Here is a 14,276-nt window from a genome sequence, read left to right on the forward strand (position 1 = left end):
AGCTTTTGTGGCGAGGGGATTTATCCCCCGTTGGGTTGCGAAGCGACCCTAAAACCATCCACCGCGGCATTTCAGACAAACCGCGCTGACCGGTTTACGATTGCTTCGCAACCGAACGGGGGATAAATCCCCTCGCCACAAAAGCGGGTTGCATTCGTCTCTATGCACGCAAATCTGCGACAATCGCCCCCCTGCGCCACTAGACGACTTTTGCGTACCTGATGACTGACGAATCGCCTTCCATCGACAAACTGCTGAAAAACCTTGATCACGCCATGCTCGCCGACCGCCACCGGCTGCGGCGGCAGTTGCTTGAGCTGCGCAAAAAACCTGATGAGGCCAAGCTGGCCCAGTGGGTGACGCGCATGCAGGCGTCCTGTGATCAGGTGTTGGCGCGGCGTGCCAGCCTGCCGGTGATTCGATACGACGACAGTCTGCCGATCGCCGCCAAACGCGCCGAAATCAAAGAAGCGCTGCTCAAGCATCAGGTGCTGATCATTGCCGGTGAAACCGGTTCGGGTAAAACCACCCAGCTGCCGAAGATCTGCCTGGAAATCGGTCGCGGTCAGCAGGGTCTGATTGGCCACACCCAGCCCCGTCGAATCGCCGCCCGCAGCGTCGCGAGCCGGGTTGCCGAAGAACTGGCGACGCCGTTGGGCGCGTTGGTTGGTTATCAAGTGCGGTTCGAAGATCAAAGCGATTCCAACACCCTGATCAAACTGATGACCGACGGCATCCTGCTGGCGGAAACCCAGAACGACCGCTACCTCGAACGCTACGACACGATCATCGTCGACGAAGCTCACGAGCGCAGCCTCAACATCGACTTCCTGCTGGGTTACCTGAAAACCCTGCTGCCGCGTCGTCCGGACCTGAAAGTCATCATCACGTCGGCGACCATCGACCTGGAGCGCTTCTCCAAGCACTTTGACGATGCGCCGATTGTCGAAGTCTCCGGCCGTACTTTCCCGGTGGACACCTGGTATCGCCCACTGACCCTGGAGCAGGACGAGGAGGGCAATCGCGTCGAGGACGACTTGACCGTGGATCAGGCGATCCTCGCCACCCTCGATGAAATCGCCGCGTTCGAACGCAGCGAGCGCAAGAGCCCCGGTGATGTCCTGGTCTTCCTGCCCGGCGAGCGCGAGATTCGCGACGCCGCCGACATGCTGCGCAAGGCCCAGCTCAAGCACACCGAGATTTTGCCGCTGTACGCGCGGCTGTCGCCGGCCGAACAGCAGCGGATTTTCCAGTCGCACCCGGGCCGTCGCGTGGTGCTGGCGACCAACGTCGCCGAAACCTCACTGACCGTGCCGGGCATTCGGTACGTGATTGACAGCGGCACCGCGCGCATCAGCCGTTACAGCTACCGCGCCAAGGTCCAGCGTCTGCCCATCGAAGCCATTTCCCAGGCCAGCGCCAACCAGCGTAAAGGTCGCTGCGGGCGGGTCGAGCCGGGCATTTGCATCCGTCTCTATGGCGAAGAAGACTTCATCGGTCGCCCGGAATTTACTGACCCGGAAATTTTGCGGACCAACCTCGCGGCGGTAATCCTGCAGATGCTGCATCTGCGCCTCGGCGAGATCACCGACTTCCCGTTTATCGAACCGCCGGATGGCAAGGCCATCAGCGACGGTTTCAACCTGCTTCAAGAACTTTCGGCGGTGGACCGCAATAGTCATCTGACCCCGCTCGGTCGCCAGTTGGCGCGCCTTCCGGTGGACCCGCGCATGGGCCGCATGCTGCTGGAAGCGGCGAAACTTGGCAGCCTTCAGGAAGTGCTGATCGTCGCCAGCGCCATGTCGATTCAAGACCCGCGCGAACGTCCGCCGGAGCGTCAGCAAGCGGCGGATCAGGCCCACGCACAATGGAAAGACGTGGACTCGGATTTCGCCGGGCTGGTCAACCTGTGGCGTGGTTTTGAAGAACAGCGCCAGGCGCTGACGGCGAGTCCGTTGCGCAATTGGTGTCGCAAAAATTTCCTCAATTACCTGCGCCTGCGCGAATGGCGCGATTCTCACCGCCAACTGAGCCTGATCTGCCGCGACATGCAGCTCAGCCTCAATAAAGAACCGGCGGATTACCCGAAACTGCACAAAGCCGTGCTCTCGGGCCTGCTCAGCCAGATCGGTCAGAAAACCGATGAAGGCGATTACCTCGGTGCGCGTCAGCGACGTTTCTGGATTCACCCGTCATCCGGGCTGGGCAAGAAGCGCCCGCAATGGCTGATGACCGCCGAACTGGTGGAAACCACCAAGCTCTACGCGCGCATGGTGGCCAAGATCGACTCCGACTGGATCGAACCGCTGGCCGGGCACCTGATCAAGAAAAATCACTTCGAACCGCATTGGGAGAAGAAGCGCGGTCAGGTCGTGGCCTTCGAGCAGATCACCCTGTTCGGACTGATCGTGGTCGGTCGCCGGCCGGTGCATTACGGACCGATCGACCCTGTGGTGTCTCGTGAGTTTTTCATTCGCGAAGGCCTGGTGCGGGGCGAGATTCAATCCAAGGCCAAGTGCCTGACGGCCAACCAGCAACTGCTCGAACAGCTCGACGAATTGGAAGCCAAGGCCCGTCGTCGCGACATTCTGGCCGACGAAGAAACGCTGTTTGCTTTCTACGATGCGCGACTGCCGGCGGAGATCCACCAGACGGCGACTTTCGATAGCTGGTATCGGGTCAATAGTCAGAAAGACCCGCAGCTGCTGATCATGCGCGAAGAAGACGTGCTGGCCCGTGAGGCCAGCGAAGTCACCGCCCTGCATTACCCCGACACTTTGCACATCGGCGATCTGGAACTGGCCCTCAGTTACCATTTTGAACCCAACCATCCGCGCGATGGCGTGACTCTGCGTGTGCCGGCGCCGCTGTTGCCGATGTTGCCGCCGGAACGCCTGGAATGGCTGGTGCCGGGCATCATCGAGGCCAAGTGCATCGCGCTGGTGCGCAACCTGCCCAAAGCCCTGCGCAAGAACTTCGTGCCGGTGCCGGACTTCGTCAAAGCCGCGTTGCAGCGCATGACCTTCGCCGAGGGCTCGTTGCCTCAGGCGTTGGGTCGCGAGCTGCTGCGCATGACAGGTGCGCGGGTCAGCGATGAAGCGTGGGCGGAAGCGGAGCAGCAGGTCGACAGTCATTTGCGGATGAACCTGGAAATCGTCGATGGCCAAGGCAAGTTCCTCGGCGAAGGGCGAGATCTGGCCGAGCTGACCGCACGTTTTTCCGAGGCCAGTCAGGCTGCGTTGGCTGTGCCGCAAACCGCGAAAAGCCAGCAGCCGGTGGAGGCGAAGGTCTTCGCGGCGGTGGCGCAAAAGACTCAACAGAAGATCGCCGGGCTGTCGATGACGGTGTATCCGGCGCTGGTGGAAGAGAGCGGCACGGTCAAGGAAGGGCGTTTCTCGACCCCGGCCGAAGCCGAGTTCCAGCATCGCCGTGCTTTGCAGCGGTTGTTGATGCAGCAGCTGGCCGAACCGGCGAAGTTCCTGCGCGGCAAGTTGCCGGGGCTGACCGAACTGGGCCTGATGTACCGCGACATGGGGCGTATCGACAGTCTGGTGGAAGACATTCTGCTAGCCAGCCTCGACAGCTGCATTCTCGAGGGTGAAGACCCGTTGCCGCGTGATGGTGCGGGTCTGGCGGCGTTGGCCGAGCGCAAACGCGGTGGCTGGACCGAGCATGCTGAGCGTCTGGCTAAATTGACGCTGGAGATTCTCAAGCTCTGGCACGGCCTGCAAAAACGCTTCAAGGGCAAGATTGATCTGGCACAAGCCGTGGCCCTGAACGACATCAAGCAGCAGCTCAGCCATCTGGTGTATCCGGGGTTTGTCCGGGAAACGCCGATGTTATGGCTCAAGGAACTGCCGCGTTACTTGAAAGCCGTCGAGCAGCGCTTCGAGAAAATCGGCGCTCAGGTGCAGAGGGATCGGGTCTGGAGTGGCGAATTGTCCGGACTCTGGACCCAATACCAGACCCGTGCCAACAAGCACGCCCAGGAAGGCAAACGCGATCCGCAGCTGGAGCTCTATCGCTGGTGGCTGGAGGAATATCGGGTTTCGCTGTTCGCCCAGCAGTTGGGGACCAAAGTGCCGATCTCCGACAAGCGCCTGAACAAGCAATGGACCCAGGTTGAACCGTAGAGGCTTTTTGTAGGAGCCAGGCTTGCCGGCGAAGGCGGTCATAAGGATGCCTTCGCCGGCAAGCCTGGCTCCTACGGTAATGCGTTGTGTCTGCGGTGGGTGTTTGATCCTGCAAATAGGGCCAAAACCCAATGTTTATGGCAAACTTCGCGCCTATAAACACCGGCCCCGCGGTTTTGAGCCTCTACAGGTTCGGGCGGATCGGAATAAAGCGATGTCAGGTGTGCTTCCCGTGACGGGAACAGACCCTTTGTGTGTTGGTACGTCGGTGCCAACGCTTTCTGCCTGAACAGATTAGAGAAACGACCATGCATAACGTCGTCATCAGCGGCACCGGCCTGTACACCCCGGCCAACAGCATCTCCAATGAAGAGCTGGTGCAGTCTTTCAACGCTTACGTCGCGCAATTCAACGCCGACAACGCCGACGCCATCGCCCGTGGCGAAGTCGAAGCGTTGACCGAATCCAGCGCTGCGTTCATCGAAAAAGCGTCCGGCATCAAAAGCCGCTTTGTCATGGACAAGGACGGCATCCTCGACCCGCAACGCATGGCGCCGCGCCTGCCAGAACGTTCGAATGACGAGTGGTCGGTGCTTTGCCAAATGGCCATCGGCGCGGCTGAACAAGCCCTGGAACGTGCCGGTAAAACCGCCGCCGACATCGACGGCGTCATTGTTGCCTGCTCCAACCTGCAACGCGCCTACCCGGCGATCGCCATCGAAGTCCAGGAAGCGCTGGGCATCCAGGGTTTCGGTTTCGACATGAACGTTGCCTGCTCCTCGGCGACGTTCGGTATCCAGGCGGCCGCCAACAGCGTTCAACTGGGCCAGGCACGGGCGATCCTGATGGTCAACCCGGAAGTCTGCACCGGTCACCTGAACTTCCGTGACCGCGACAGCCACTTCATCTTTGGTGACGCGGCGACGGCGGTGATCATCGAGCGGGCCGACCTGGCGACGTCCAAGCATCAGTTCGACGTGGTCAGCACCAAACTGCTGACCAAGTTCTCCAACAACATCCGCAACAACTTCGGCTTCCTCAACCGCGCGGCGGAAGAGGGCATCGGTGCCAAGGACAAACTGTTCGTGCAGGAAGGCCGCAAGGTGTTCCGCGACGTCTGCCCGATGGTGGCCGAGCTGATCGCTACGCACCTGGAAGAGAACAAGCTCAACGTCAGCGACGTGAAGCGTTTCTGGTTGCACCAGGCCAACCTCAGCATGAACCACCTGATCGTCAAGAAACTGCTGGGCCGTGAAGCCACCGAAGAAGAAGCCCCGGTGATTCTCGACACCTACGCCAATACCAGCTCCGCCGGGTCGGTGATTTCGTTTCACAAGCACCAGGATGATCTGGCCGCCGGTTCCCTGGCCGTGCTCAGCTCGTTCGGCGCGGGTTACTCGATTGGTAGCGTGATTTTGCGCAAGCGCTGAAACGAGGTCGCAATGGCAGTGGCTGACGACACCCAACTGCTCGAACGCCTGCTGGCGGGCGAGCAGCAGGCTTACAAGGAATTGGTCAGCACTTATCAGAGCCCGATGCGTGCGGTCGCTTATGCGATCGTCGGCAGTCGGCATGCTGACGAAGTCGTTCAGGATGCCTGGCTGTCGGTCGTGCGTAATCTGAGCAAGTTTGAGGCACGTTCGAGCCTCAAGACCTGGTTGCTGACCATCACCGCCAATGCGGCGAAGGGGCGATACAAGCAGAACCGTCGCGAAGTGCTGCTCGATGACCTTCCATCGGCCCACGGCACGATCAATGATGATCGTTTTTCGCCCGGCGATGGCCATTGGCTGGTGGCACCATATGCCTGGCACCAAGACACCCCTGAGGCGTTGCTCACCGAAAACGAGCTGCGCGAATGCCTCGAACACACCCTGCTCAGCCTGTCGGAACTGCAAAGCAGCGTGTTGCTGCTGCGCGAGCGTCAGGGCCTGGAATTGGAAGAGATCTGTAATCTTCTGGAACTCTCGCTCTCCAATGTTCGCGTGCTGCTGCATCGGGCACGGTTGAAGGTCTTTGCGACCGTGGAGCATTTTGAGGAAACCGGTGAATGCTGACCTGTAAGGAGCAAGTGGCACGTTCCAGTGATTATCTCGATGGCCAGTTGAGCTTTCGGGAGAAGTTGATGGTGCGGCATCATTTAATGTTCTGCCCTAATTGCCGGCGGTTCATTCGTCAGATGCGTTTGATGCAGGCGACGCTGCGCGTCTTGCCGGAGAAAGCTGTGGCGGAGGTCGATGCACTCGCCGAACGTCTCACTGCGGAGCGTCGCAAGGACATTCCGTAAGTTTCGTGGAGCACTGCGCGGAAGAGAAGCAGGCCGGCGTGGATGCATCGAACGGATGATGGGGATCGATCCATCCACGCCAGTCTGTAAAGCGCCTCAAGCATCCATGACCTGAGGCGTGGAACGGTACTGCTTAGAACTTGGCTTCGGCGTCCAATTGCAGGGTGTTGATGTCCGAATCTCTGATCGTGGCGTTGGTGAAGTCAGAGTTAGCCATTAAGTACGTCGCACCCACGGCGAAGTTCTTGTCCAGCTCGTAGCTCACTTTCAACTTGCTGCCACGCGAACCGGTGAAACCGTTGGCGAAGTCGGAGTCGGTGAAGGCGCCGACCACGGCGTTACGCTGTACGTCGCGATAGTTGTAGTCCACGGCGAAACCGTAAATCTTGGTTTTGATACCGGCCAACCAGGCAGAGTCCTGATCGTTGCTGGCATCTTTGTTATTGACGTACTGACCGTAGAACGAGAGTGGCAGTGGCAGGCCGGTGATGTCGATCTGACCAAAACCTTCGTACAGTTTGAATTGTTCGTTCGGGGTGTTGCCGTTGGTGGCCAGCACGGATGGGATGCTGGTGCCGCCGGCGGTGATGTCGTCGTCGTTGTCGTAGCCGTAGACGCTGCCACCCAGGGTCAGTTTCAGGTTGTCGGTGAGGGCGAAGCGCGCGCCTAACTGGCCGGCGTACAGACGCAGGTCGTGTTTGAACTGCACGCCGTCGCCGTCGACGTTGTCCTTGAGGGTGTAGTGGCCGGCGCTACCGAACAGTTCGGTGCTGGCGCCCAGCGGGTATTTGTAGGTGAGGGCCAGGCCTTCCGGGCTGATGTCGCTATCCCAGATGATGTCGCCCATGCTCACCCATTGCTGTGGCATCTTGCCGCCAACGATGTGCAGGTTTTTGGCGAAACCCGGATGGTAGTCGACGTAACCCTGGTCCAGCCAGATCGACTTCTTGTCGAAGTAGTTGTCCAGACTCTGGTTGGTGGAACGCGCGTCGTCGTTGTTACCGGTGGCGATACGGATACCGGTGTCGACTTGCGGGTTGATTTCGGTGTAGGCACCCAGGCGGGCACGAATGCGCTGACGATCCTGGTCGCGGTTGTTGGAAACGCCATCGTTCTTGACCGTCTCCTGACGGAAACGCACGTCGCCCTTGAATTGGGTCTTGGCGGCCCAGGCCAGTTTCTGGTCGAAGGTGCTCAGTTCATTGGTTTTCTTCGCGGTTGCCGCGATTTGCTCGTTGGTCTCTTGCTGAGCCTGACGGGCGATTTTCTGGTCTTTCTGATCCCTGGCCAGCTCGGCTTGCAGTTCGCCGTATTGCGCGTTGGTAATCGAGCCGTTTGCCTTAAGCATGTCGAGCAGTTTGGCGTCGACTGCGGCGCTGGCCGGAACACTCATGGCCAGCAGCAGACCGCCACACAGGACCGCCGCAGTTTTCGTGGAAGCAAGACGCATATCAATCTCCGAAGATGTAAGGGGATGACTGAGCCATCCGGGACACAACCGACCATTGACGGACGGAAACAGTGGCCGGGTAGAACCCGACGCTCTAAAAACTGGCGCCAGTATCGCGATCGTTTATGACAGAGCGGTGGCAAAGTGATGGCGTCTCGATGACGATACAAAGACTGTCTGAACTTTCGATCCGGAGCTCTGTCGGCGGTTTTTGACGGATGTGCAATAGCGGGCGATAGGCGATACTCGCCAGGCTGTTACGCGAAGAAGTAGAGAGGGTGTCGATGCCGCTGCAACGTCTGGAAAGCCTGTCCGATATTGGTCCGCACACGTGGGATGCCCTGGTGCCGGATAATCAGCCGTTTCTGCGCCATGCCTTCCTCAGCGCGCTGGAAGACAGCGGCAGTCTCGGTCCTCATTCCGGCTGGCAACCCGAGCATTTGTTGAATATCGAAGGGGGGCGGCTGATCGCTGCGATGCCCAGTTACCGCAAGTGGCATTCCTACGGCGAGTACGTGTTCGATCACGCCTGGGCCGATGCCTGCGAGCGTGCCGGCGTCGACTATTACCCCAAGCTGTTGACCGCCGTGCCGTTCAGCCCGGTCAGCGGGCCGCGATTGCTGGCGGCCACGGTCGAAGACGGCTTTGAATTACTGAAGAGCTTGCCGGGCTACCTTGAGATCGAAGAGCTTTCCAGCGCTCACATCAATTTCACGGACTCTTTCACCGACGCAGCATTAGCCGAACAACCTGGCTGGTTGCAGCGAATCGGCTGTCAGTACCATTGGCAGAATCGCGGTTATCGGGATTTTCAGGACTTCCTTGACGTCCTCAGTTCGCGCAAACGCAAGCAGATGCGCAAAGAGCGCGAGCAAGTGGCGGGGCAGGGTATTGATTTCGAGTGGCTGGAAGGCCGGCAACTGGATCAGGCGCAGTGGGATTTCGTCTATGCCTGTTACGCCAATACCTACGCGGTGCGTCGGCAAAGGCCCTATCTGACGCGGGAATTTTTCAGTCTGCTGGCCGAGCGCATGCCCGAATCCATTCGCGTGGTGCTGGCCAAACAAGGTTCACGCCCCGTAGCCATGGCCTTCAGCCTGGTGGGCGGTGACAGTTTTTATGGGCGTTACTGGGGCTGCCTGGCGGAGTTCGACCGTCTGCATTTCGAGACCTGCTTCTACCAGGGCATGGACTACGCGATAGCCAACGGCTTCCAGCGTTTTGATGCCGGCGCCCAAGGTGAACACAAGTTGATTCGCGGATTCGAACCGGTGATCACGCACTCCTGGCATTACCTGCTTCACGCGGGATTGAAAGCGGCGGTAAAGGATTTTCTGGAGCAGGAAAGGGTTGGCGTGCTGGCTTACGCCGAACAAGCCTTTGCGGCACTACCTTATCGTCAGGTTTGACGACAACGTTATAAACAATAAGGCCTTTCAATGAAGGGCCTTATTGTTGGTAATCAAGTGTCGAGTTGTATTATAGGTGCGGCGCAGTTACCACCATGGCGCCTGACAGCCGCGAAGTTTCTTCCCGGTTTCAGACTTTTTAAACTCACTGAGGGTCGGGCTGTTCGACCAGTAAGAGTAGGTGATCGAACCGGAAAGCGGAATGTTCCTGTTTTCGGGGAGGAAACAACTGTATTGATACTTGGGTTTTACGCATTGCACGTCGCTTTTTACGGATTTCGCAATGGCAAGGACCTTAGCTGCTTCCGGGGTATTGGCCGGGTAAATCGACTCGTTTTCGTCGATCGTTCCGCTCACCGTACAATTGAATTCAAATTCAATTTTCGCTTTCTCGATTCTAATGTGATCCTTGATATCCATTGCATAAACATTTCCCTGAAAAAGCCCAAGACTCAGGGGGATAAGAAGTGCTGATTTGAAGTTCTTCATAGCAATCCTTTGCTAATGGTTTTACTGACAATTTGTATTTAAAAGGGATTAAGCAGTTGCGCAGGAAGAGTATCTTGGTTTTTGCAGAGGTGTAAGAAGGGGTTTGTATCTGTTTGTTCTGGGGTTGCATCAGTAGTTGAAGACACGTGAAGAATATGAACGAACATGAGGATTTTATTTGCACTTTCGGCCAGTCAGATCCTCACGTCACCTGACGCGTTAACCTTGTTCCTTGCCTAACCATTGATACGTTATGCCGCCTATCACCGCGCCAAGCAGCGGTGCCACCCAGAACATCCACAACTGCGCGATGGCCCAGCCACCGACTATCAACGCCGGGCCGGTGCTGCGAGCCGGGTTGACTGAAGTGTTGGTGACGGGAATCGAGATCAAGTGAATCAGCGTCAAGGCCAGGCCAATTGCAATCGGTGCAAGCCCGGCAGGCGCTCGTTTGTCGGTGGCGCCGAGGATGATCAACACGAACATCGCGGTCATCACCAGTTCACAGACAAAGCCAGCGGCCATTGAGTACTTGCCGGGGGAGTGTTCGCCGTAGCCGTTCGAGGCCAGTCCGGCGGAGAGATCGAAGCCTTCCTTGCCGCTGGCGATGTAGTAGATCAGCGCAGCGGCGATAATGCCGCCAATCACCTGGGCGATGATGTACGCGGGCAGCTCCCGGGAGGGAAACCGACCGCCAACGCACAGGCCGACGGAGACGGCAGGGTTGAGGTGACAACCGGAAATATGGCCAATGGCGAACGCCATGGTCAACACGGAAAGACCAAACGCGATGGCCACACCCAGCACCCCGATCCCAAGGGGAGAAGACGCGGCGAGCACCGCACTGCCGCAACCTCCCAATACCAGCCAGAACGTACCTAACAACTCAGTGACTGAACGTTTGAACAGAGACATGAGAGCGTCCTTGATAGGCGTCCTATCGAGACTGTATCGCGTGATGCATCCTGCAGGCTTACGACAGGCTCATCTCCAGAACCTTGGCTGAGTACAGCAGGGTTTTTGCGGATTTCCAGCGGCCACAAAAAACCGCCAGGGCCTGTGTTAGAGGGTTATGGCGGTTTATCAGGGTGTAGATATTCCCTGTGGGAGCGGGCTTGCTCGCGAAGGCGGTGGGTCAGGCAACATTGATTGTGACTGACACTCCCTCTTCGCGAGCAAGCCCGCTCCCACAGGGGAGGTGGTCTCGCGATATCAATCGATACCGACAAACCCACCCGTCTGGTGCTGCCACAGCCGCGCATACAACCCGCCATGCGCCAACAGTTCGGCGTGGGTACCGGTTTCGGCGATCTTGCCTTTTTCCAGGACCACCAGCCGATCCATCCGGGCGATGGTCGAGAGTCGGTGGGCGATGGCGATCACGGTTTTGCCCTGCATCAGGGTTTCAAGACTTTCCTGGATCGCGGCCTCGACTTCCGAATCCAGGGCCGAGGTCGCCTCGTCCATGATCAAGATCGGCGCGTCCTTGAGCAGCACCCGGGCAATCGCAATCCGCTGACGCTGGCCGCCGGAGAGTTTCACCCCGCGTTCACCCACATGCGCATCGAAACCGGTGCGGCCTTCGGCGTCCGACAGCAACGGAATGAACTCATCGGCGCGGGCCTTGTGCACTGCTTCCCACAGCTCGGCGTCGGTGGCATCGGGCCTGCCGTACAGCAAATTGTCGCGGATCGAACGGTGCAGCAACGAGGTGTCCTGGGTGATCATGCCGATGCGCTCGCGCAGGCTTTCCTGGCCGACTTCAGCGATGTTCTGCCCATCGATGAGGATTCGCCCGCCCTGCACGTCATAGAGGCGCAGCAGCAAGTTGACCAAGGTCGATTTACCCGCGCCTGATGGTCCGATCAAGCCGATTTTCTCACCGGGCTTGATCGTCAGGTTGAGGTCGCCAATGATCCCGCTCTTCTTGCCGTAGTGAAAATCCACGTGCTCGAAACGCACTTCGCCACGGGGTACGGTCAGCGGTTTGGCCTGATCGCGGTCGGTGATGCTGACCGGTTGGGCGATGGTCCGCAAACCGTCCTGGACCATGCCGATGTTTTCGAAGATGCCGGTGACCACCCACATGATCCAGCCGGACATGTTGACGATACGAATCACCAGGCCTGTCGCCAGGGCAATCGCGCCCACCGAGATCAGCGACTGCGTCCACAGCCACAGGGCCAGGCCGGTGGTGGTGACGATCAGCAGGCCGTTCATGCTGGTGATCGCCACGTCCATGCTGGTGACCACGCGCCCGGCCAGTTGGGCTTTTTCGGTTTGCTCCTTGATGGCTTCCTTGGCGTATCGCTGTTCATGGTTGGTGTGGGCGAACAGCTTCAAGGTGGTGATGTTGGTGTAGCCGTCGACGATCCGTCCCATGAGTTTGGAGCGTGCATCGGAGGATTGCACCGAGCGGTCCTTGACCCGAGGCACGAAGTAATAAAGCGCGCCGATGAACCCGGCGATCCAGGTCGTCAGCGGGATCATCAGGCGCCAGTCGGCTTCGGCAAACAGCACCAGCGCGCTGATGGCGTAGATCAGCACATGCCATAGGGCGTCCACTGCCTGGACGGCGGAATCGCGCAGAGCGTTGCCGGTCTGCATGATGCGTTGGGCAATGCGCCCGGCGAAGTCGTTCTGAAAGAAATTCAGACTCTGTTTGAGTACGTAGCGGTGGTTCTGCCAGAGAATCAGGCTGGTCATGCCCGGGGTCAGCGTCTGGTGCACCAGCAGGTCGTGCAGTCCGAAGAATATCGGCCGCAGAATCAGGGTCACCACCACCATCCAGGTCAGTTCAAGCGCGTGATCCTGGAAGAAATCCGGGTTCGGCGTGCCTTGGGCCAGGTCGATGATGCGGCTCAGGTAGTTGAACAGCGCGACTTCGATCAATGAGGCGAACAGGCCGACAATCAGCAGGGCGGCGAAACTCGGCCAGACCTGCTTCAAGTAATAGGTATAGAAGGGGAGAACCCGATCCGGCGGAGCCGCCGTCGGAGCGTCACGGAATATGTCGATCAGTTTCTCAAAACGGCGATAAAGCATCAGTTCTCCGCCCGCGCGCGGGCTCTCCTTTAAACGATATGAGCGGCGCCGGATACCGGCAGCCGCTCAAGCACTCCTGTGCAGATTAGTCGATAACTTTGGCTGACTTGATGAACACAGGGTCGGCCGGCACGTCTTTCATGCCGCCGCGAGTGGTGGTTGGCGTGTTGACGATGATGTCCACCACGTCCATGCCTTTGACGACTTTACCGAACACGGCATAGCCATCACCGCTGTCGAGGAAGTCGTTGTCTTTGACGTTGACGAAAAACTGGCTGGTGGCCGAATCCGGGTTGGAGGTCCGGGCCATGGACAGCGTGCCACGGACGTTATGCAAACCGTTCTTGGATTCGTTCTTGATCGGAGCCTTGGTTTCTTTTTGCTGCATTTGTTGAGTGAAACCACCGCCCTGGACCATGAAACCAGGAATCACACGGTGGAAAATCGTGTTGTTGTAGAAGCCGCTGTTGACGTAATCAACGAAGTTCTTGGTACTGATTGGCGCCTTGACCGGGTCCAGTTCGATTTCGATCTGACCGTTGGTGGTTTCCAGCAATACGTGCGGCGCCTTGGCGACGGGCGTTGCGGCCATCAGGTTGGCGGCAAACAGAACGGAGCCGGCGACGAGGGCGATTTTTTTCAGCATGGGTCAGTGATCCTGAGTGAGGTGGTGTCGACTGCGGTGAGAAACTCGAGCAGGGTTTGGTTGAAGCGTTCGGGTTGATCCAGCGGGGTGGCGTGGCGCGAATCGGCGATCACCACCAGCCGCGCATCGGGCAGCAGTTTTACGTAGGTTTCCTTCAGCGATACCGGCGTGTAATCGCGGTCGGCGCTGACGATGAGGGTTGGACAGGCGACCTTCGAAAGTCGTTCCTGAACGCCCCAGCCAACGATCGCATCGAAGCTGGCGAGATAAGCATGTTTGTCGTTTTTTGCCCAGCGCTCAGCCATCTTTTGGCGCAAATCGGCTTGTTCGGGTTTGGGGAACAGCTTCGCGCCCAGAGCCTTGCCGATGGTGCCCAGACTGAGGGCACGCATCAGGCTCCAGCGCTTGAACCACTGCCAATAATCGTCGCGGCTGCGCAGTTTGACCTCGGGCGCGCTGTTGACGATGCACAGGCTTTTGAGCATTCGCGGCTGATCCACGGCCAGCTGAAAACCGATCATGCCGCCCATGGACAGGCCCACGTAATGCGTGGGACCGAGGTTAAGGTGTTCCATCAGGGCGACCAGGTCGGCACTGAATCCGGCGATGCTGTAACGCTCCCGGGGTTTGTCGGAGCGACCGTGACCGCGCACGTCCGGGACGATCACCCGGTAATGGGCTGACAGCGCCGGGATCTGCTTTTCCCAGTCCAGGGTGCTGGAACCCAGCCCGTGGACCAGCAGCAACGGCGTGCCGTGACCGTATTCCTCATAGTGCAGGTTGCAACCTTCATGTTCGAAATAGGCCATGCAGATAC

General features: G+C 58.7%; 10 protein-coding genes and 1 pseudogene. 5 read left to right on the forward strand and 6 right to left on the reverse strand.

Going from position 1 to position 14,276, the window contains the following annotated elements:
• Nucleotides 1-221 precede the first annotated feature (221 nt).
• The 4 genes from hrpA (at nt 222) to EYC95_RS11455 (ending at nt 6,420) form a co-directional block, all read left to right on the forward strand.
• On the forward strand, nt 222-4,133 hold the full coding sequence (gene hrpA, locus EYC95_RS11440; protein ID WP_131060440.1) for an ATP-dependent RNA helicase HrpA: 3,912 nt from the start codon (nt 222-224) through the stop codon (nt 4,131-4,133).
• Between the two features lie 308 nt (nt 4,134-4,441).
• Complete coding sequence (locus EYC95_RS11445) at nt 4,442-5,563, forward strand: beta-ketoacyl-ACP synthase III (RefSeq protein ID WP_131060441.1); 1,122 nt, start codon at nt 4,442-4,444, stop codon at nt 5,561-5,563.
• 12 nt (nt 5,564-5,575) lie between these two features.
• Nucleotides 5,576-6,190, forward strand: coding sequence for an RNA polymerase sigma factor (locus EYC95_RS11450; RefSeq protein ID WP_131060442.1), 615 nt, complete (start codon nt 5,576-5,578; stop codon nt 6,188-6,190).
• A complete protein-coding gene (locus EYC95_RS11455) occupies nt 6,184-6,420 on the forward strand; it encodes an anti-sigma factor (RefSeq protein WP_131060443.1) in 237 nt (78 codons plus the stop codon). The genes EYC95_RS11450 and EYC95_RS11455 overlap by 7 nt, the downstream gene beginning before the upstream one ends.
• A 133-nt stretch (nt 6,421-6,553) precedes the next feature.
• Here EYC95_RS11455 and EYC95_RS11460 read toward each other — a convergent pair whose 3' ends face one another.
• The gene (locus tag EYC95_RS11460) at nt 6,554-7,870 is read right to left on the reverse strand and encodes a putative porin (RefSeq protein WP_131060444.1); all 1,317 of its coding nucleotides are present in this window, start codon (nt 7,868-7,870) and stop codon (nt 6,554-6,556) included.
• Between the two features lie 284 nt (nt 7,871-8,154).
• On the opposite strand from EYC95_RS11460, the gene EYC95_RS11465 reads away from it, so the two are divergent.
• Nucleotides 8,155-9,279: a GNAT family N-acetyltransferase gene (locus EYC95_RS11465; protein WP_131060445.1), complete on the forward strand. Its 1,125-nt coding sequence runs from the start codon at nt 8,155-8,157 to the stop codon at nt 9,277-9,279.
• A gap of 87 nt (nt 9,280-9,366) precedes the next feature.
• Here the strand turns inward: EYC95_RS11465 and EYC95_RS11470 are convergent, their stop codons facing one another.
• The 5 genes and pseudogenes from EYC95_RS11470 to EYC95_RS11490 form a co-directional block, all read right to left on the reverse strand.
• Nucleotides 9,367-9,768, reverse strand: coding sequence for a hypothetical protein (locus EYC95_RS11470; RefSeq protein WP_131060446.1), 402 nt, complete (start codon nt 9,766-9,768; stop codon nt 9,367-9,369).
• 219 nt (nt 9,769-9,987) lie between these two features.
• Nucleotides 9,988-10,683, reverse strand: coding sequence for an aquaporin Z (gene aqpZ / locus EYC95_RS11475; protein ID WP_131060447.1), 696 nt, complete (start codon nt 10,681-10,683; stop codon nt 9,988-9,990).
• Between the two features lie 297 nt (nt 10,684-10,980).
• The gene (locus tag EYC95_RS11480) at nt 10,981-12,813 is read right to left on the reverse strand and encodes an ABC transporter ATP-binding protein (protein ID WP_131060448.1); all 1,833 of its coding nucleotides are present in this window, start codon (nt 12,811-12,813) and stop codon (nt 10,981-10,983) included.
• A gap of 85 nt (nt 12,814-12,898) precedes the next feature.
• Nucleotides 12,899-13,459, reverse strand: coding sequence for a peptidylprolyl isomerase (locus tag EYC95_RS11485; RefSeq protein WP_131060449.1), 561 nt, complete (start codon nt 13,457-13,459; stop codon nt 12,899-12,901).
• Between the two features lie 3 nt (nt 13,460-13,462).
• Nucleotides 13,463-14,268: pseudogene (locus EYC95_RS11490) on the reverse strand (alpha/beta fold hydrolase).
• Nucleotides 14,269-14,276 lie beyond the last annotated feature (8 nt).

This window comes from Pseudomonas sp. BGI-2 (assembly GCF_004310295.1).
Classification (GTDB): Bacteria; Pseudomonadota; Gammaproteobacteria; order Pseudomonadales; family Pseudomonadaceae; genus Aquipseudomonas.